Source organism: uncultured Streptococcus sp. (assembly GCF_963518475.1).
Taxonomy (GTDB): Bacteria; Bacillota; Bacilli; order Lactobacillales; family Streptococcaceae; genus Streptococcus.
This window is the reverse complement of sequence record NZ_CAUQJA010000009.1, coordinates 1-13961: the sequence shown is the minus strand read 5'-3', so window position 1 is coordinate 13961 and position 13961 is coordinate 1. Positions and strand designations below refer to the sequence as shown.

The window sequence follows — 13961 nt, the reverse complement described above, 5'->3', positions numbered from 1 at the left end:
TGAAATTTGGTATTATAGTAGGCGGTATTGTTTACCCCATTTGAAAGGCCCCGGAACCTTCCAAATACTTTTCGATGGGAAGGAACACCCATCACCGTAAACAAAAATCGAACTATATATAGGAGAAATCATGAACAAAACAACATTTATGGCTAAACCAGGCCAAGTTGAACGTAAATGGTACGTAGTTGACGCAACTGATGTACCACTTGGACGTCTTTCTGCAGTAGTTGCTAGCGTACTTCGCGGAAAAAACAAACCAACATTTACACCACACACTGATACAGGTGACTTTGTAATTGTTATCAATGCTGAAAAAGTTAAATTGACTGGTAAAAAAGCAACTGATAAAATCTACTACACTCACTCAAACCACCCAGGTGGATTGAAACAAATCTCTGCAGGTGAACTTCGTTCTAAAAATGCAGTACGTTTGATCGAGAAATCAGTTAAAGGTATGCTTCCACACAATACTCTTGGACGCGCTCAAGGTATGAAGTTGAAAGTATTTGTTGGAGCTGAGCACACTCACGCTGCACAACAACCAGAAGTTCTTGACATTTCAGGACTTATCTAAGGAAAGGAACAATAAAGTATGTCACAAGCACAATATGCAGGTACTGGACGTCGTAAAAACGCTGTTGCACGCGTTCGCCTTGTTCCAGGAACTGGTAAAATCACCGTTAACAAAAAAGATGTTGAAGAGTACATCCCACACGCTGACCTTCGTCTTGTCATCAACCAACCATTTGCAGTTACTTCAACTGTAGGTTCATACGACGTTTTCGTTAACGTTGTAGGTGGTGGATACGCTGGTCAATCAGGAGCTATCCGTCACGGTATCGCTCGTGCCCTTCTTCAAGTAGACCCAGACTTCCGCGATTCATTGAAACGCGCAGGACTTCTTACACGTGACTCACGTAAAGTTGAACGTAAGAAACCAGGTCTTAAGAAAGCTCGTAAAGCATCACAATTCTCAAAACGTTAATCAATACGATACTATCAACGTTTCAAAGCACTCAAAAGTTTACCTTATGGGTGCTTTTTTCGTGTTTTTTTGAAAAGTTTACCTCAAAGTTTACCTTATTTTCACCTTATTGTTTTAGAGACTTTAAAGCAAATTCACCTACTGTCATAGGAACTACATTAGAAGTATTTACATAAATCTGTGTTGTTCCTGTATCACTGTGTGTTAGAGCTTCAGAAATAGCTTCTAAGCTCATTCCTGCTTGTTTGGCAAGTGTCGCTCCTGTATGTCGCAGTTTATGAGGTGTAGCATGTGCCAGCTCTTTATGTCGCTTTCTAATGCTTTTCATTTTATTGTTTAGATAGTCAGAATGTAAAGGCTTGTTGATGTTTCCTTTTGTATCGATATATGTAAAAACAAATTGTTCTGGGTTACTGATGATGCCAAACTTTGCTAGTTCATATTTTTGTTGCTCTTTCCAAGAGGTAAGAAGTTGAAGTAAGTCATTAGAAATAGAGAAAATAGTTTTCTTATTTCCTTTAGTAGATTTTACTTGTCCATATCTATCTAAAGCTTGAATTAGCTGAATCTGTGATTTTGAAAAATCGATATGTTTCCATTGAAGAGCATAGGTTTCAGATTTTCTATCGCCTAAGAAAAAAGTGAGATAAAATAGGACATAATCTTTAAGGGTTATTTTATCATTATCTAAATCTTCTTGAAATGCTGAGAACCATTCTTGTAGTTGTTCATGAGTTAGATATAAATCTTCCTCTTTCTTTGACTCTGCAAGTTGAATCTTTTTAGTGGCCTTTATTCTTCTTAATATTTTTGCAACTTTATTAGCTTCTATATACTCAAGTTCTTCTGCCCAGTCAAAAATAGAAATCACATAGCTACGTAAAGATTTGAAGTTTGCATACTCATTAGCCTTAGACGTCATTAGATTTAGGATAACCTGCTTGTTTTGATTTAGAAACTGTATCGTATAGTTTCCAAGAAGTGGTAGTATATGTTTTTCAAAACAGGTTTTGGTATTAGCAACTGTTGACCTACTTGGTGGTTTAGAAGTAGATGTAGTTTGTCCTTCTTTATAAGATTCCCACCAGATATTGTTATAGAAGTCTGAGAAAAGAATATCTCCTTTTGCTAGTCCTGTAAATTCATTATCTTCTATTTGATTTAACTTGGTAAGCAAGTCTATCTCAGCTTGCCTTGCCTCCTTTCTTGTTTTGAATCTCTTATCGTAATAATCGCTATTGACAATTCCAAGTGGCATTCGTGCTTCAATTGGGATATAGACTTTTAAGCGATAAGTTCCGTTTTTGGTCTTATTGATAGCCATGATATTCTCCTTGTTGTGTATCGAACCAGAAAATATCATGACTATTATAAAACAAAAATATAGATATTTCTAGTTTTGTGAGTAAAGCCATGAATTAATGGCCTCTTTATTAAATCGTATAGTCTTACCTATTTTTATTGTAGGCAGTCCTCGTTTGATCCAACTATCTAGAGTATTGTTTGAGATTCCTAGATAGTGACAAGCCTGCTGTTTGTTTAAAAATGGGCTTTCAAGGTTACTATTGTTCAATTTAATGTCAATTTCTTTCTTGATGAGCTCAGCTAGTAGTTGCTGAATTTGTTGAACTTGTTCATCTGGTAAAATGACTTGCATAAGTTATTTCTCCCTATTATGCTATAATTGAAGTATCAGTTGATTTTTAATCATCTGTATTTGCCTCATCAGTATTGCTCGCCAAAGTATCTTCTGATGAGGTTTTTTTGTTGTTTTGGGGATTATAACGTCTAGAATCTAAAAATTTTGTAAAAAAGTAGGTTCGTTCAATTATTAATCCCAGTAGTGAAATATCTTTATTTCTAGCGTAGTGAACTAAGTCTTCGAACTCGGTGAAATTGTTATCGGTGATTACATCGATAACAGTTTCTAGAAATAAATTTGAATTTTGCTCTATCAAGAACTTATCAAGTTCGAATCCGCAACCTGATTCAATATCCTCTATATTGTATAAAGTTTTTTCAGGGTTTTCTGCATGTATGAAATAATCGTACATACCTTTTGTTGACATGACAACTTCAACGTGGGAAGGTGTATTGAGTTTCTCAGTAAGAAGCTCTGACACTTGGGAATAACTTTTTAGCGATTCAAAAAATAAGACTCCGTGCTTGTGCGATTTTTTAAATTCCCCAGTTTCCCTGTTAATGTCCTTATCATGCCAAGGGCTAAGAACAAATGGAATGTGTAACTCTTCGAGAATTTCTAAATAATTTTCTGGGGCACTTTCCTTATAGAATAGGAATGCCCATTTATTTGAACGTTTTTCTTTAGCCATTTTGTCTTCTTTCTATGATTATTGATTATTGATTTATTGGGGGTCGTAGTAACCCCAATAAATCTTCTCTTGGGGCTTGCCCCAAACCCGAGCCTCTCCTGCCCGATGATATCACACACTAAGAACGCTTGAGGACTGGCAAGGGACGGGGTAGTATTTTTCGACTTCGTTACGCTTTCGCTTTAGGCTTCGCTATACTACGCTGAAAAATCTCCACCCCTCAAAGCCCTTGCAAGGCCTCATTTTCCTACTGATTGGTAAGTGCCGACACTATACCGATGAGATAGCTCAAAAAGGGCTACTGTCGTCAAAACAAGTATAGCAGGAAAACCGCTAGCTATATCTTGAAAATAGCTCTTGCATCCGTTGATTTAACCGTTCCCCGTCTCTTACTGGAATAGTACGAAACATCTTGACAGATTCTCCCTCAAGTTGGAAATAGCCATATCCTCGCGGTTTTACCACAACTTCATCTTTTTCCATGTCTGGAAAAAGGAGTTGCCTATTATTCGTAGACATGAGAAAACTAGTAGATAATGAAATTATACAGTTGAAGTTATACCTACCTGGTAAATCAGACATCAAGAAACGTTGACTAGATAAAACGATTCGCAAACCTAGACTTCTACCCATGCTATTCATCATCAACATTTTTGATAAAACATCTTTATGTTTTTTCTTGTCAGTTTGCTCAAGATAAGCGAGAAAAGCTTGCCACTCATCGAAAATTAGGTAAAGATTGTGGGAGTTCTCTTCTTGTTTATTAAGTCTATTTTCAAAGCGTTGGCAGACTGTTTCAAATAGTTCTAGACATTCAAAGCCTCTTGCAACATGATTGCTAGTCATTGGAAACATCTCTTCATCTGCTTTAAAATCGAGAAAGTAAGCTTCGGCATCTATATCATGAAATGAAATGAGACCTAGTAATCTTCTCAAAAAAGTGGATTTTCCTGAGCCAGATGGGCCTGCGATTATCCAAGCGAAATATCGGTTTATGTCAACAGATGCAGAGATTGGATGACCTCTGCTGTTGACCTCAAAAAGATTTTTTATCATGCTAAAAATCCTCTTCTATTTGATTTTTTTGCATTAGCATCATGTCAGCTGACACTAACCGAACCTTGATTGCAAGGAAGGGCTCACGCTTAGCACGCCTCACAACGCTATCTGTAGAACCATTTGACATAGTTTTTACAAATTGTCTTACTTTTGTTTCAAAGATTTCGAGAAGTTCATCAGAGATTTCTTTGTTGATGTGAACATAATAGAAGCCTTCTCCTGCTATCTCTACCCCTTGAGTGAAATTGAGTGTGGAAATTGGTAGTTCTGTTACCCCTTCCTCGGTCAACCAGTGGTAGAATCTATCAAATAAGGAATCATGAACAGTCTGATTTCCTTGTTTGTATAGTTGAAAAGGTATGGAGAATATTTCTCCTTGGGTTGCAACCCCGAGGAGAAGTAAGATTACAAAGAGTGTGGGAACAATCCATATTAAAAACTTGATAAGAAGGGCGAGTAAAACAAAGCCAATCAAAGCTATGAAAAGTTGATAGTACCACTCTATATACATGAATTTTGTTACAAGTTTCTTCATGTTGCTACCTCTCTTCTATTTGAGCGAAATATCAGCAAGCTCAGTGACTAGAGCCAATCCAATTGGTTGCTTCAACTTGTCAAGAACAAATGAGAAGTCATACTTGCTAATTACGATGTCAGAATTAATCAAACCATCCAAGTTTTCGTTTTGATAGTTTTTCAACTTGACTTTGAATGTTGGACAGTAGTCCTCTTGTCCAATACTGGCAAATGTCTCATAGAGTTTCTTATTTACGCAAGTTAGAGATGCCCACGAACGTTGATTTTCTTGACCTTCGTTCATGATTCCATCGTTTTTGTCAACTACTTTAATAGTCGAAGGGACATCAACAGAAGTTGATAAAGCATCCAAAAATGCTCTTGCACTTTCGCGGTTACCGAGTGTTAATTTTTTTTCTTTTGACATATTAATTCCTCCTGTCAAAAAAAGCATGGTCAGCTTATCGCGAATGCTGACGAGTAAAAGAGCTCTTGTGTTAACAAAAACATGATACAATATTTTTGACCCCCTTGCAATGCTTGTTATTGCATTTCTAGGTTCATCGTGATATAATTTTTTGGACCCCAAATAATTACAAAGGAGTTAAGGATGCTACATGAGTTTAAAAACTTGAGTGATGAAAGTAAAAGAGAATTTGTTTTAAAATATTATCCATTAATATTACGTAGTCAACAGAAAAAGGAGCGATTAAGTAAAGAAGAATTCTTGAGGAGATATCTTCAAGTAAAAAGAGGGGAACATGCTGGAAAACTACTAATTTCAAAAACAGCATATAAACGTTATTTGCGACTTATTAAGTATATGGGTATTAGTCGCTATGATTATATAGATGATGTAATCGAAAACGAGGATGGTTCCTATTCAATATCTTTGGGTGATTATCCTATGTTTGATGTAGTAGAGCCTCATTTTTCAGAATTAGATATTCCGAATATTCATCAAAAAAAATATGGTATTGATATACCTAAACATATTATTGAAAAATTTGATGATGATGTTTTGGAAGAAATTTGGTCGATTGTGAGTCGTAATACACTTTCAGATAGATTTCTTAAAGATAGGCAATTATACTTATCTGGAATTGGTCAAGAGATACTTAAATCATTGGCCGAATTGAATCTTACTGAACTGCTTTATGCTACATTAAATAATTTACGGATTAATGAGGGAGGAAAAAAGGAATATCATATAGAAAGATACGAATTGGTGAAAAGAATGGTATCAGAGCTAAATAGGTTGGCTAAAGCGGAATATGACAAAGCAATTAAGTTAGAGGAAATAGCAGAAAAGCTTTAAAATAAAGAGAGTGGCTAAAAAGTCTTTGAAATCAAAAAACGCATAATATCAGGTGTTGAATGAACTTGATACTATGCGTTTTATTGTGTGAAGATTTACGTTATGTTCTCCTGAAATTGAGTTCCGCCTATCCTCTTTATTTGATATTCTTTACAATTTCATTAAAGGAGGATATAATTTTTCCTTGTTTCTCTTTGGGTAACTTTGTTAGATTGTCAAAAAATATTTCTAGGGAGTCTTCACTCTCTGAGTCATATGCTTGTAGATTAAGGAAGTCTTTTCTTTCTCTATCATATGCTTGTAGGTTAAAGAATTCTTCTACGGTAATACCTAATGCTTTGATTACCGATTCAAGAGTTTTTATCTTAAAATCATATTTCATATTTTCCATGTTTTGAATTGCCTTGATACCCAAGCCAGCCAATTCTGATAATTTCTCTTGACTTAATCTCTGTTCTTTTCGACATTCACGTATTCTAAATGCTATATGTTTTTGTAATCTATCGTATCTCATATTATGTACCATTCTACTATCTATTTTCTTTAAAAATAAGTATATTAAACTGTACAAAAGTTATAAAAGTATGGTAAAATGATACAAAAGGTGAAAAATACACTGAAAACTATACAAAAGGAGTTTAGCTATGTTGGATTCTAATTTAAAAGGTCATGGAAAGATTAAGAAATTACGTACGAGTGCAGTTGTATCTGCATTGTCGGTTTCTATCGCATCCTTAGCCCACACAGTAGGCGCAGAAGAAGTCGCTCCAAAACCAGTAAATGTGGAAGCGCCAAAGGCGGAGGTTGTGGAAACAACTACTCCTGCGGTGGCAACAAAAGAAGAGGTTGCTACAAAAGAAGCAGAAGCTAAGAAAGCAGATCAAGAAGTAGCGGAAGCCACACAGGCGGTCAAAGATGCCAAGCGTGCTACAAATGAAGCAGATTCTCTTGTCAATGAGAAAACAGAAGCTGTAAAAAAAGCAGAGGATTTTGCGAAAAAGGCAAGCCCAGCAGTTATTGCAGAAGCTGAGAAAGCAGTAGTTAAGGCAGAAGCAGAAGTTCCTGCAAAAGCAGAAGCGGTTAAAAATGCAGAAGCAAAAGCTGAGAAAGCAAACCAAGCGGTATCTGCACAAGAAGCAGTTGTAGCAGAAAAAGAAGCTACACAAGCTACAAAAGAAAAAGCACTTACAAGTGCCACAGAAGCGGTTCAAATCGCCACAGACGCTGTTAATGGCAAAGGTTTGGAAAATGCCAAAGAAGCACAAAAAGAAGCCGTAGAAGCGGAAAAAACAAGCAAACAAGCGCAAACAGATGCAGAAACTGCCTTAAAAGATGCAGAAGAAGCAAATCAAGCTACTCAAGCGCAAATTGAAGAAACAAAAGCAGGTATTGCTACAAAAACCCAAGCGGTATCAGATGCTAAGGCAGAACAAGAAAAGGCAGACAAAGCAGTAACAGACCTAACTGCTGAGTATAACCAAGCGGTATCTGCTTTGAAAGCTATTCAAAATACAAAACAAGGTACAATTACGTTAGCTCCTAAGTTTATTGAAGCTGTAAAAGCTCGCGTAGCTCTCTTGAAAGCTGTTGAAAATGGAGAGTATAATGATCGTTTAGATGAAGTTCCTGCTAAGTTTAAAGAAACTCGTGCAGAAATCTTGAAAACACAATTAGAAAATGCTCAAATCAATCACTTCGTACCTGTAGAATCTGATTCTAAAGATACTAAGAAATATGATTTGAATAATCTACCAGAAGATTTTAAACGTGATTTGACTCTCTATGCCGCAGACCTAACAAATCAAATGCGTCGTCAACTTGGTTTGTCTGATGTGAAAGTAACTGAGGATTCATTCCATTTTGCAGATAAGATTGCACGTGAATACGAAAAAGATGGTGTTACTCCTGAATTGCTAGATAGCTACCGTGCTAAGAAAAATGGTCATGGACACTATGCTATCGGTATCAATAAAGTTGCTAAAGAGTATGGTTTGAATGATGGCATGTCTGAAACTGACCGTAAAGAGGGAGAAGGTCGAGGGCTTCAAAGTTATGAGAATTCAGTAAACTTTATTGAAACTAATCCTAAGAAGAAGTCTGAATTAGAATACTTAACTAAGTCAGAAATTCGTACTAAACTCTATGAGTCTTTGGTTATGTTTGTATCTACAGAAAATGATTATGGACATACTCGTGGTACACTTGGTTTTGAAAAAGGTGACACTACTCTTTATTACGGAGGTTTTGGTGCTAGTCAAGTAGCAGGTATGTATACTTTGCACACAGTACCGGGTATCCCAGAAACATTCATGGCTAACTCAACTTTTAGTCATACAGAAGTGGAAAATCCATATACTAAAGCTAGAGACACAGATAGTGTTAAAAAAGCTGAGGCTTTGGTAGCTACTAAAAAAGCAGAGAAAGCACAAGCAGAAGAAACTCTTAAAACTGCTAATCAAGCTGTAACAGAAGCAGAAACTGCATTGCAAACTGCAAACTTAAACTTGAAAGCCCAAGAAGCGAAGTTGGTAGATACAGTAGCCTTGAAACAAACTCTTCAATCTGCTACAACAACTCATAATCAAGCCGTTGTTACCTTGTCAAATGCCAATGCCTTGGTTGCTACCTTGTCTGCTACAAAGGCAGATAAAGAAGCGAAGTTGGCAGAGTTGAAAGCAACTGCAAAACAAGCAGAGAAAGAGTTTAACCAAGCCAAAGAAGAAACAAAAGCAGAGAAAGCAACTCTTTCTTCTCTTCAAGCAAAAGCAGAAGAAGCTACCCAAGCGGTATCAGTTGCCAAAGAAGCACTTAAAGAAACAAAAGCACAAGTTGTTTCTTCAAAAGAGTTGGTTCAAGATTTGAAAGTTGCTGCAAAAGAGCTTGAAACTCGCAAGGCAGAGTTGAAAGATGCAGAAGAAGCGCTTAAAGAAGCACAAGCAAACCAAGCAATTGCGCAAGAAGCACTTGAAGCAAAAGAAAAAGTAGCCAAAGAAGCCCATAAGGCTTATGCAGTAGCAAAAGCAAGTTATGAAGCAGAGCAAGCTCGTCTTCAAGCAGAAGAATTGAAGAAACATCCTGTAACAGAAAAGGGTATCCCTGAAGTTCGTCCAGCTCTTCCAGAGTACGTACTTCCAACAACTCCATCTGTTCCAAGTATTTCTAATGCACCTGTTTCTCCTGTAGCTCCTGTTGTTCCAACAACTCCACGTGTTGAAGTTCCTGTTGTGAATAACAATGGTGGGGTGTCTGACCAAGATAAAGCTAAAGTAGATGTAGTTGCCAAACAAAAAAAGGAAACTAAGACTACAAAAGCTACTCAAGCTGGTAACTGGATTGAGTCGGCTGGTCGCTGGTGGTATCAGCACGAAGATGGTTCATACACTACTAATGGTTGGGAACAAATCAAGGGCACATGGTATTACTTTGACAATACAGGCTGGATGCAAACGGGCTGGGTCAAAACTGGTGGCTCATGGTATTATTTGAATGAAACAGGTTCACTGGCCACTGGATGGGTCAAAGACAATGGCACATGGTACTATCTTAAAGAAAATGGTAAAATGGCTACTGGTTGGGTAAAAGATAATGATACATGGTATTACCTTGATAGCGCTGGAGCTATGAAAACAGGCTGGTTTACAGTTTCTGGAAAATGGTACTATGCCTATAGTTCAGGAGCCTTAGCAATGAATACTACTACACCAGATGGATATATGGTCAATGCTAACGGTGAGTGGGTATAAAAGATTAAGTTGTAATAATAAAAAGAGAGAGCGATTTTGCTCTCTTTTCTATGTTATTGTTCGGATATATATAAATTATATATAAGGTAAACTTTTGATATTCTGGTTCGATTTTAGCTTATTTTTAATGAAAATTTACCTTATTTTGATGAAATTGATTGAAATTAGTTGAAATTCTATTTTTTGAAACCCCATGAGAACGTTGATTTTAAAGCACTTTGAAATTAGATGAAATAAGTGGTGCCCCAACCAGGTCTTAAGAAAGCTCGTAAAGCATCACAATTCTCAAAACGTTAATCAATACGATTATATCAACGTTTCAAAGCACTTTGCAAAAATTTTGCAAAGTGCTTTTTTTTAGATTTTTGAGCTCAAATAGCTTTGTGATAACCTTCTGATAACCTCTTCTAAATTTTTAAAATCATGATTTATTTTGCTTTATTGAGATAGTCTGCAAATTTGTCAATAGAGTTTTTCTCACCAGTTTTTGTGGTGTGAGTATAGACATCTAATGTCACCTGACTGCTTGCATGACCGAGACGTTTTGATGTATTAGAAGGATCGATTCCAATTTCAGACATAAGTGTTGCATGTGTATGTCTAAACCCATGTGGGCTAATTGGTTTTAATTTATGCTTTTTAATAATTCGATTCAGTACGTTATTAATGTAATCAGCATGCAAAGGTTCAATTTTGTCATTACTTGATATGTAAGAGAACATATATTCATCACTAATATTCAGCTTTGTAAGAGGAAGCTGAGATTGTTCTTTCAGATAGAAATTTCTCCATTGCTTAATAATATCGATTGTCTCATCATCAAGATAGATTGTACGAACTGAAGATTCATTCTTTGTGCTCTTTTCAATCGCTTTACCGTCAATTCTTCCTAGACTTTTATCTATGTTCAATAGATTGCTGTCAAAGTTAATATCAGCCCATTTTAAAGCGTATAACTCCCCTTTTCGTAGTCCACTAAATGCAAGCAGTCTAAATAAAGCAAAATGTTTAAATGGCTCAGTTTCTTTCACTATATCAAGGAAATGATGTAATTCCTCCAGAGACCAAAAATTATCTGATCTAGTTTTTTTGATTTTAGGCATGATAACATTCTTCATTGGATTTCGATCAATGTAGTTCATGTTGATTGCAAAATCAAAAATTTTTGAGGTATAGGATTTTATCTGTTTGATATTTTTGAAAGTCTGAGATTTTTGTGTAATAAAGTTTTGACAGTCTAAAGGACTGATTTGGTCAATAAATTTATCGCCAAATATTGGTAGAATATGTATTCGATAGATATTCTTAGTTTGGGAAGAAGTTGTTTCTTCAACGGTACCAACATAGGCATTAAACCATTCTTGATAAAGTTCTTTATAAGTGACTTTGGGGTTAGGTTTGTCGGTACTTACTGTGGGGGCAACGACACCAGCTTCTAAACGAGCTTCGTACAATTTTGCCTCTTTTTTGGTTTTGAACCCTCTCTTTAAGTGCCTTTTTTTCTTTCCATAAGCATCTAAGCCAATGTAAAAGCTGACATAGTATAGGATTCCTTTTTTTGTTTTGTATTTGTGTATAGACATTTTTTCTCCGTATCTAAGTTTTCGGAGCTTATGTAATTGAGAAATGAGTGTCTATCTATTTTTTCTATCTTCTTGGCGGATAGCGTATTCGTCTGTTTTAATCCAGCTCTGCCAAACTTTAGAATCTTTATTTTGGTGATTCATATAATCTATAAACTCAGACATAAAACGTTTGTTTTTCTCAGCTAGGTATTCTGAGAATATATGACGAAATTCATCTGAAAAACTATCATCAAGTGGTAGTGTTAATGCCCTTTCGCCAAATTCGATACTCTTCTTTAACTTCTCCATATCGCTTTTAAAAGGTGTCACAGAACCAATTTTAGATGTTTTGAAACTATCTGTAACAATTTTAAGATTTGATGGAGCGTGTGGGTTGCTATCAAGTCCCATAATGTAAGCGACGGAAACATTAAAGTATTTTGCCAATTTTTCAGCATTATCTTTTTTAGGTTTGCGGATTCCTTGATTGTATCCAGAAAGTGTAGGATAGGCTATATTTGTAGCTTCGCTAATTTCTGTCAATTTTTTTCCGCTATTTTCTATCAGTTTAGTAATATGATTCGTCATAAGAACCTCCTTTTTATCATTATAACACATTTTATTCTTTTTGAATAAAAAAACTTGACAAAAATTCAAAAAGGATATATAATTCAAAATGAATAACAAATTAAATGGTTTCGGAGCTTATTTAATTTAGAAATGAGGTGTGAATTTATGTCGGAAACTACTTTAGTTGTCCAGCTTCCTAAAGAATTAGAGAAGCAATTACGTGCTCACTATGATGAGATGATTTCAAATGCTGTAGCAAGAGTATTTGAAGATAAAGAACTTTATAAACCTATGGTTCGTATGTCAGGTTTGTCTAGGTGGTTAGATGTATCTACGACAACAATCCAAAAATGGACGAAAGAAGGAATGCCAACCATGGTGATTGATGGAGTGACTTTATACGATAAAAGAGCAGTAACACGATGGTTGAAGCAATATGAAAGATAGGTACTCGTATGAATGGTGTTCAGTGGATCAAGATAACAACAGATATATTTGATGATGAAAAAATTCAGCTAATAGAATCAATGCCAGAAGGAGATACTCTTATTGTAATATGGTTTAAAATTCTGGTGCTTGCAGGAAAGCAAAATAATAGTGGCATATTAAGTCTAGGGAACAAGGTTTATTACACAGAAGAGATGCTTTCAACAGTGTTTAGGCGAAAGGCTACATCTGTAAAATTAGCTCTCAGCATGTTTGAAGAATTTGGCATGATAGAAATCATAGATGGCGCTATTACCATTCCAAAATGGGAGAAACATCAGAATATAGATGGACTAGAAAAGATTAGAAAACAAACTAGGGAACGTGTTGCTCGTCATAGACAAAAACAAAAAGCACTAATTACAGGCGAGCCACAACTCGTTTTAGACTGTAACGTTACAGTAACGGATGAAAATGATAATGTAACGCAAGAGATTAAGAACAAGAGTAAGAATAAGAAAGAGATTGAGAATATACTGGATAATAGTTCTAGAAAGCCTGAAACTTATATTCCACCCAAATATTATTCTTTGTTAGAATCCATTTCTTATAAGTACAATGATAGATTTTTGTATCCTAACAATTACACTTTAACACATGCTCAGAAGATGAAGATAGGCGAGTATTTGGCTAGTGGGTATGTAACAAGTGATGAAGTCATTAGCATGATTGAACGGATTCCTGAGGATGCGACGTCTCCTTTGGCGTATTTATTTAAGTCTATGGAGAATTTAAAGCAGGAACGTATGCTGGAGTGCAAAGCTATTGCCCATGAAAATGCCCGAAAGAAGTATATGATAAATGAGTAGATATAGGACTGTTCTAAAGAAATGTTACATCACTGAGGAGCAAAATGAAATAGTGAATAACTTGATTGAAATGACAAACCATCTAAGTTTTTCCTCTTATGCCAGAAAAATGTTATTTAAGAGCTCGCCTATTTATCTTCAATTTGATTTTGAATCCTATCATGACTTTATATTTCAAGTTAGAAGAATTATCAATAACTTACGTCAGTTAGAAAGAATAGCAGAACAAAGTGAAGATTTTGATAATGAAAGGATATTTCACTATTGTGTTGAGCTGATGATAGGATATGAAAAGAAGACAAGCAAACAAGTGAAAGAACTTGTGAAACGACTAAATAAGAAAACAAGGTGATAAGAGTATGAGAATAAAATCGGTGTTGAAACAGGTATTTTTGACAGAAAAAGAAAATAAAAAATTAAATGATTGTATGAGGAAGGAAAATATTCGTAATTTTTCTGAGTTTGCTAGACAAAAATTAATACGAACAGATTTGAACATCCAAAAAGTCTCCTTTGAAGGTTTAGTTCCTTTAACAGAAGAGTTGGAACAAGTCGGAAAGAATATCAATTCTAT

16 protein-coding genes and 1 pseudogene are annotated in these 13961 nt (G+C 35.6%); 8 read left to right on the top strand and 9 right to left on the bottom strand.

The window, feature by feature from the left end:
- The first annotated feature begins 130 nt into the window (after positions 1–130).
- Positions 131–577: a 50S ribosomal protein L13 gene (rplM, locus tag RYK12_RS05035; RefSeq protein ID WP_001044624.1), complete on the top strand. Its 447-nt coding sequence runs from the start codon at positions 131–133 to the stop codon at positions 575–577.
- An 18-nt stretch (positions 578–595) separates the two neighbouring features.
- Positions 596–988, top strand: coding sequence for a 30S ribosomal protein S9 (gene rpsI, locus RYK12_RS05030; RefSeq protein WP_000075973.1), 393 nt, complete (start codon positions 596–598; stop codon positions 986–988).
- 106 nt (positions 989–1094) lie between these two features.
- On the opposite strand, the gene xerC is transcribed toward rpsI, so the two are convergent.
- The 6 genes from xerC to RYK12_RS05000 all read right to left on the bottom strand — a co-directional run bounded on the left by xerC (position 1095) and on the right by RYK12_RS05000 (position 5323).
- Positions 1095–2312: a site-specific integrase gene (xerC, locus tag RYK12_RS05025; protein WP_314847406.1), complete on the bottom strand. Its 1218-nt coding sequence runs from the start codon at positions 2310–2312 to the stop codon at positions 1095–1097.
- A 69-nt stretch (positions 2313–2381) separates the two neighbouring features.
- Complete coding sequence (locus RYK12_RS05020; RefSeq protein WP_049550706.1) at positions 2382–2645, bottom strand: helix-turn-helix domain-containing protein; 264 nt, start codon at positions 2643–2645, stop codon at positions 2382–2384.
- 46 nt (positions 2646–2691) lie between these two features.
- Positions 2692–3321 carry a replication protein gene (locus RYK12_RS05015; protein WP_314847404.1) on the bottom strand — a complete coding sequence of 210 codons (630 nt, stop codon included), beginning with the start codon at positions 3319–3321 and terminating at the stop codon, positions 2692–2694.
- A 333-nt stretch (positions 3322–3654) separates the two neighbouring features.
- Entirely contained in the window at positions 3655–4377 is a 723-nt protein-coding gene (locus RYK12_RS05010; protein ID WP_314847403.1) for a hypothetical protein, read from the bottom strand.
- Between the two features lies 1 nt (position 4378).
- Positions 4379–4915, bottom strand: a complete 537-nt coding sequence (locus RYK12_RS05005) for a hypothetical protein (RefSeq protein ID WP_314847399.1) — start codon at positions 4913–4915, stop codon at positions 4379–4381.
- 15 nt (positions 4916–4930) lie between these two features.
- A complete protein-coding gene (locus tag RYK12_RS05000) occupies positions 4931–5323 on the bottom strand; it encodes a hypothetical protein (protein WP_314847398.1) in 393 nt (130 codons plus the stop codon).
- Positions 5324–5506: 183 nt separating this feature from the next.
- Between RYK12_RS05000 and RYK12_RS04995 the strand changes: the two genes are divergently transcribed.
- On the top strand, positions 5507–6214 hold the full coding sequence (locus RYK12_RS04995; RefSeq protein WP_314847395.1) for a hypothetical protein: 708 nt from the start codon (positions 5507–5509) through the stop codon (positions 6212–6214).
- A gap of 136 nt (positions 6215–6350) precedes the next feature.
- Here RYK12_RS04995 and RYK12_RS04990 read toward each other — a convergent pair whose 3' ends face one another.
- A complete protein-coding gene (locus RYK12_RS04990; RefSeq protein ID WP_314847393.1) occupies positions 6351–6728 on the bottom strand; it encodes a helix-turn-helix transcriptional regulator in 378 nt (125 codons plus the stop codon).
- A gap of 130 nt (positions 6729–6858) precedes the next feature.
- Here RYK12_RS04990 and RYK12_RS04985 point away from each other — a divergent pair, with 130 nt between their 5' ends.
- Positions 6859–9957, top strand: a complete 3099-nt coding sequence (locus RYK12_RS04985; protein ID WP_314847391.1) for an SEC10/PgrA surface exclusion domain-containing protein — start codon at positions 6859–6861, stop codon at positions 9955–9957.
- Positions 9958–10385: 428 nt separating this feature from the next.
- Here the strand turns inward: RYK12_RS04985 and RYK12_RS04980 are convergent, their stop codons facing one another.
- Together RYK12_RS04980 and RYK12_RS04975 are read right to left on the bottom strand one after the other, a co-directional pair.
- Positions 10386–11540, bottom strand: coding sequence for a site-specific integrase (locus RYK12_RS04980; RefSeq protein WP_000022152.1), 1155 nt, complete (start codon positions 11538–11540; stop codon positions 10386–10388).
- Between the two features lie 51 nt (positions 11541–11591).
- On the bottom strand, positions 11592–12110 hold the full coding sequence (locus RYK12_RS04975; protein WP_000181350.1) for a helix-turn-helix transcriptional regulator: 519 nt from the start codon (positions 12108–12110) through the stop codon (positions 11592–11594).
- A 147-nt stretch (positions 12111–12257) separates the two neighbouring features.
- On the opposite strand from RYK12_RS04975, the gene RYK12_RS04970 reads away from it, so the two are divergent.
- From RYK12_RS04970 to RYK12_RS04955, 4 genes and pseudogenes are all read left to right on the top strand, one after another.
- Positions 12258–12539 (top strand): hypothetical protein, encoded by a 282-nt coding sequence (locus RYK12_RS04970; protein ID WP_000005472.1) that lies wholly within the window; start codon positions 12258–12260, stop codon positions 12537–12539.
- A gap of 8 nt (positions 12540–12547) precedes the next feature.
- Positions 12548–13387, top strand: coding sequence for a phage replisome organizer N-terminal domain-containing protein (locus RYK12_RS04965; protein WP_001014727.1), 840 nt, complete (start codon positions 12548–12550; stop codon positions 13385–13387).
- Positions 13380–13739, top strand: a complete 360-nt coding sequence (locus RYK12_RS04960; RefSeq protein ID WP_153209586.1) for a transposase — start codon at positions 13380–13382, stop codon at positions 13737–13739. The genes RYK12_RS04965 and RYK12_RS04960 overlap by 8 nt, the downstream gene beginning before the upstream one ends.
- Positions 13740–13746: 7 nt before the next feature.
- Positions 13747–13961 (top strand): annotated as a pseudogene (locus tag RYK12_RS04955) (hypothetical protein); the annotation flags it as partial.

Coding starts and splice junctions, on each gene's coding strand:
- xerC (WP_314847406.1), bottom strand. CDS start 2,312: ATGGCTATCAATAAGACCAAAAACGGAACTTATCGCTTAAAAGTCTAT.
- RYK12_RS04960 (WP_153209586.1), top strand. CDS start 13,380: ATGAGTAGATATAGGACTGTTCTAAAGAAATGTTACATCACTGAGGAG.
- RYK12_RS04995 (WP_314847395.1), top strand. CDS start 5,507: ATGCTACATGAGTTTAAAAACTTGAGTGATGAAAGTAAAAGAGAATTT.
- RYK12_RS04965 (WP_001014727.1), top strand. CDS start 12,548: ATGAATGGTGTTCAGTGGATCAAGATAACAACAGATATATTTGATGAT.
- RYK12_RS05020 (WP_049550706.1), bottom strand. CDS start 2,645: ATGCAAGTCATTTTACCAGATGAACAAGTTCAACAAATTCAGCAACTA.
- RYK12_RS05000 (WP_314847398.1), bottom strand. CDS start 5,323: ATGTCAAAAGAAAAAAAATTAACACTCGGTAACCGCGAAAGTGCAAGA.
- RYK12_RS04970 (WP_000005472.1), top strand. CDS start 12,258: ATGTCGGAAACTACTTTAGTTGTCCAGCTTCCTAAAGAATTAGAGAAG.
- RYK12_RS05010 (WP_314847403.1), bottom strand. CDS start 4,377: ATGATAAAAAATCTTTTTGAGGTCAACAGCAGAGGTCATCCAATCTCT.
- RYK12_RS05005 (WP_314847399.1), bottom strand. CDS start 4,915: ATGAAGAAACTTGTAACAAAATTCATGTATATAGAGTGGTACTATCAA.
- RYK12_RS05015 (WP_314847404.1), bottom strand. CDS start 3,321: ATGGCTAAAGAAAAACGTTCAAATAAATGGGCATTCCTATTCTATAAG.
- RYK12_RS04985 (WP_314847391.1), top strand. CDS start 6,859: ATGTTGGATTCTAATTTAAAAGGTCATGGAAAGATTAAGAAATTACGT.
- RYK12_RS04990 (WP_314847393.1), bottom strand. CDS start 6,728: ATGAGATACGATAGATTACAAAAACATATAGCATTTAGAATACGTGAA.
- rpsI (WP_000075973.1), top strand. CDS start 596: ATGTCACAAGCACAATATGCAGGTACTGGACGTCGTAAAAACGCTGTT.
- RYK12_RS04975 (WP_000181350.1), bottom strand. CDS start 12,110: ATGACGAATCATATTACTAAACTGATAGAAAATAGCGGAAAAAAATTG.
- RYK12_RS04980 (WP_000022152.1), bottom strand. CDS start 11,540: ATGTCTATACACAAATACAAAACAAAAAAAGGAATCCTATACTATGTC.
- rplM (WP_001044624.1), top strand. CDS start 131: ATGAACAAAACAACATTTATGGCTAAACCAGGCCAAGTTGAACGTAAA.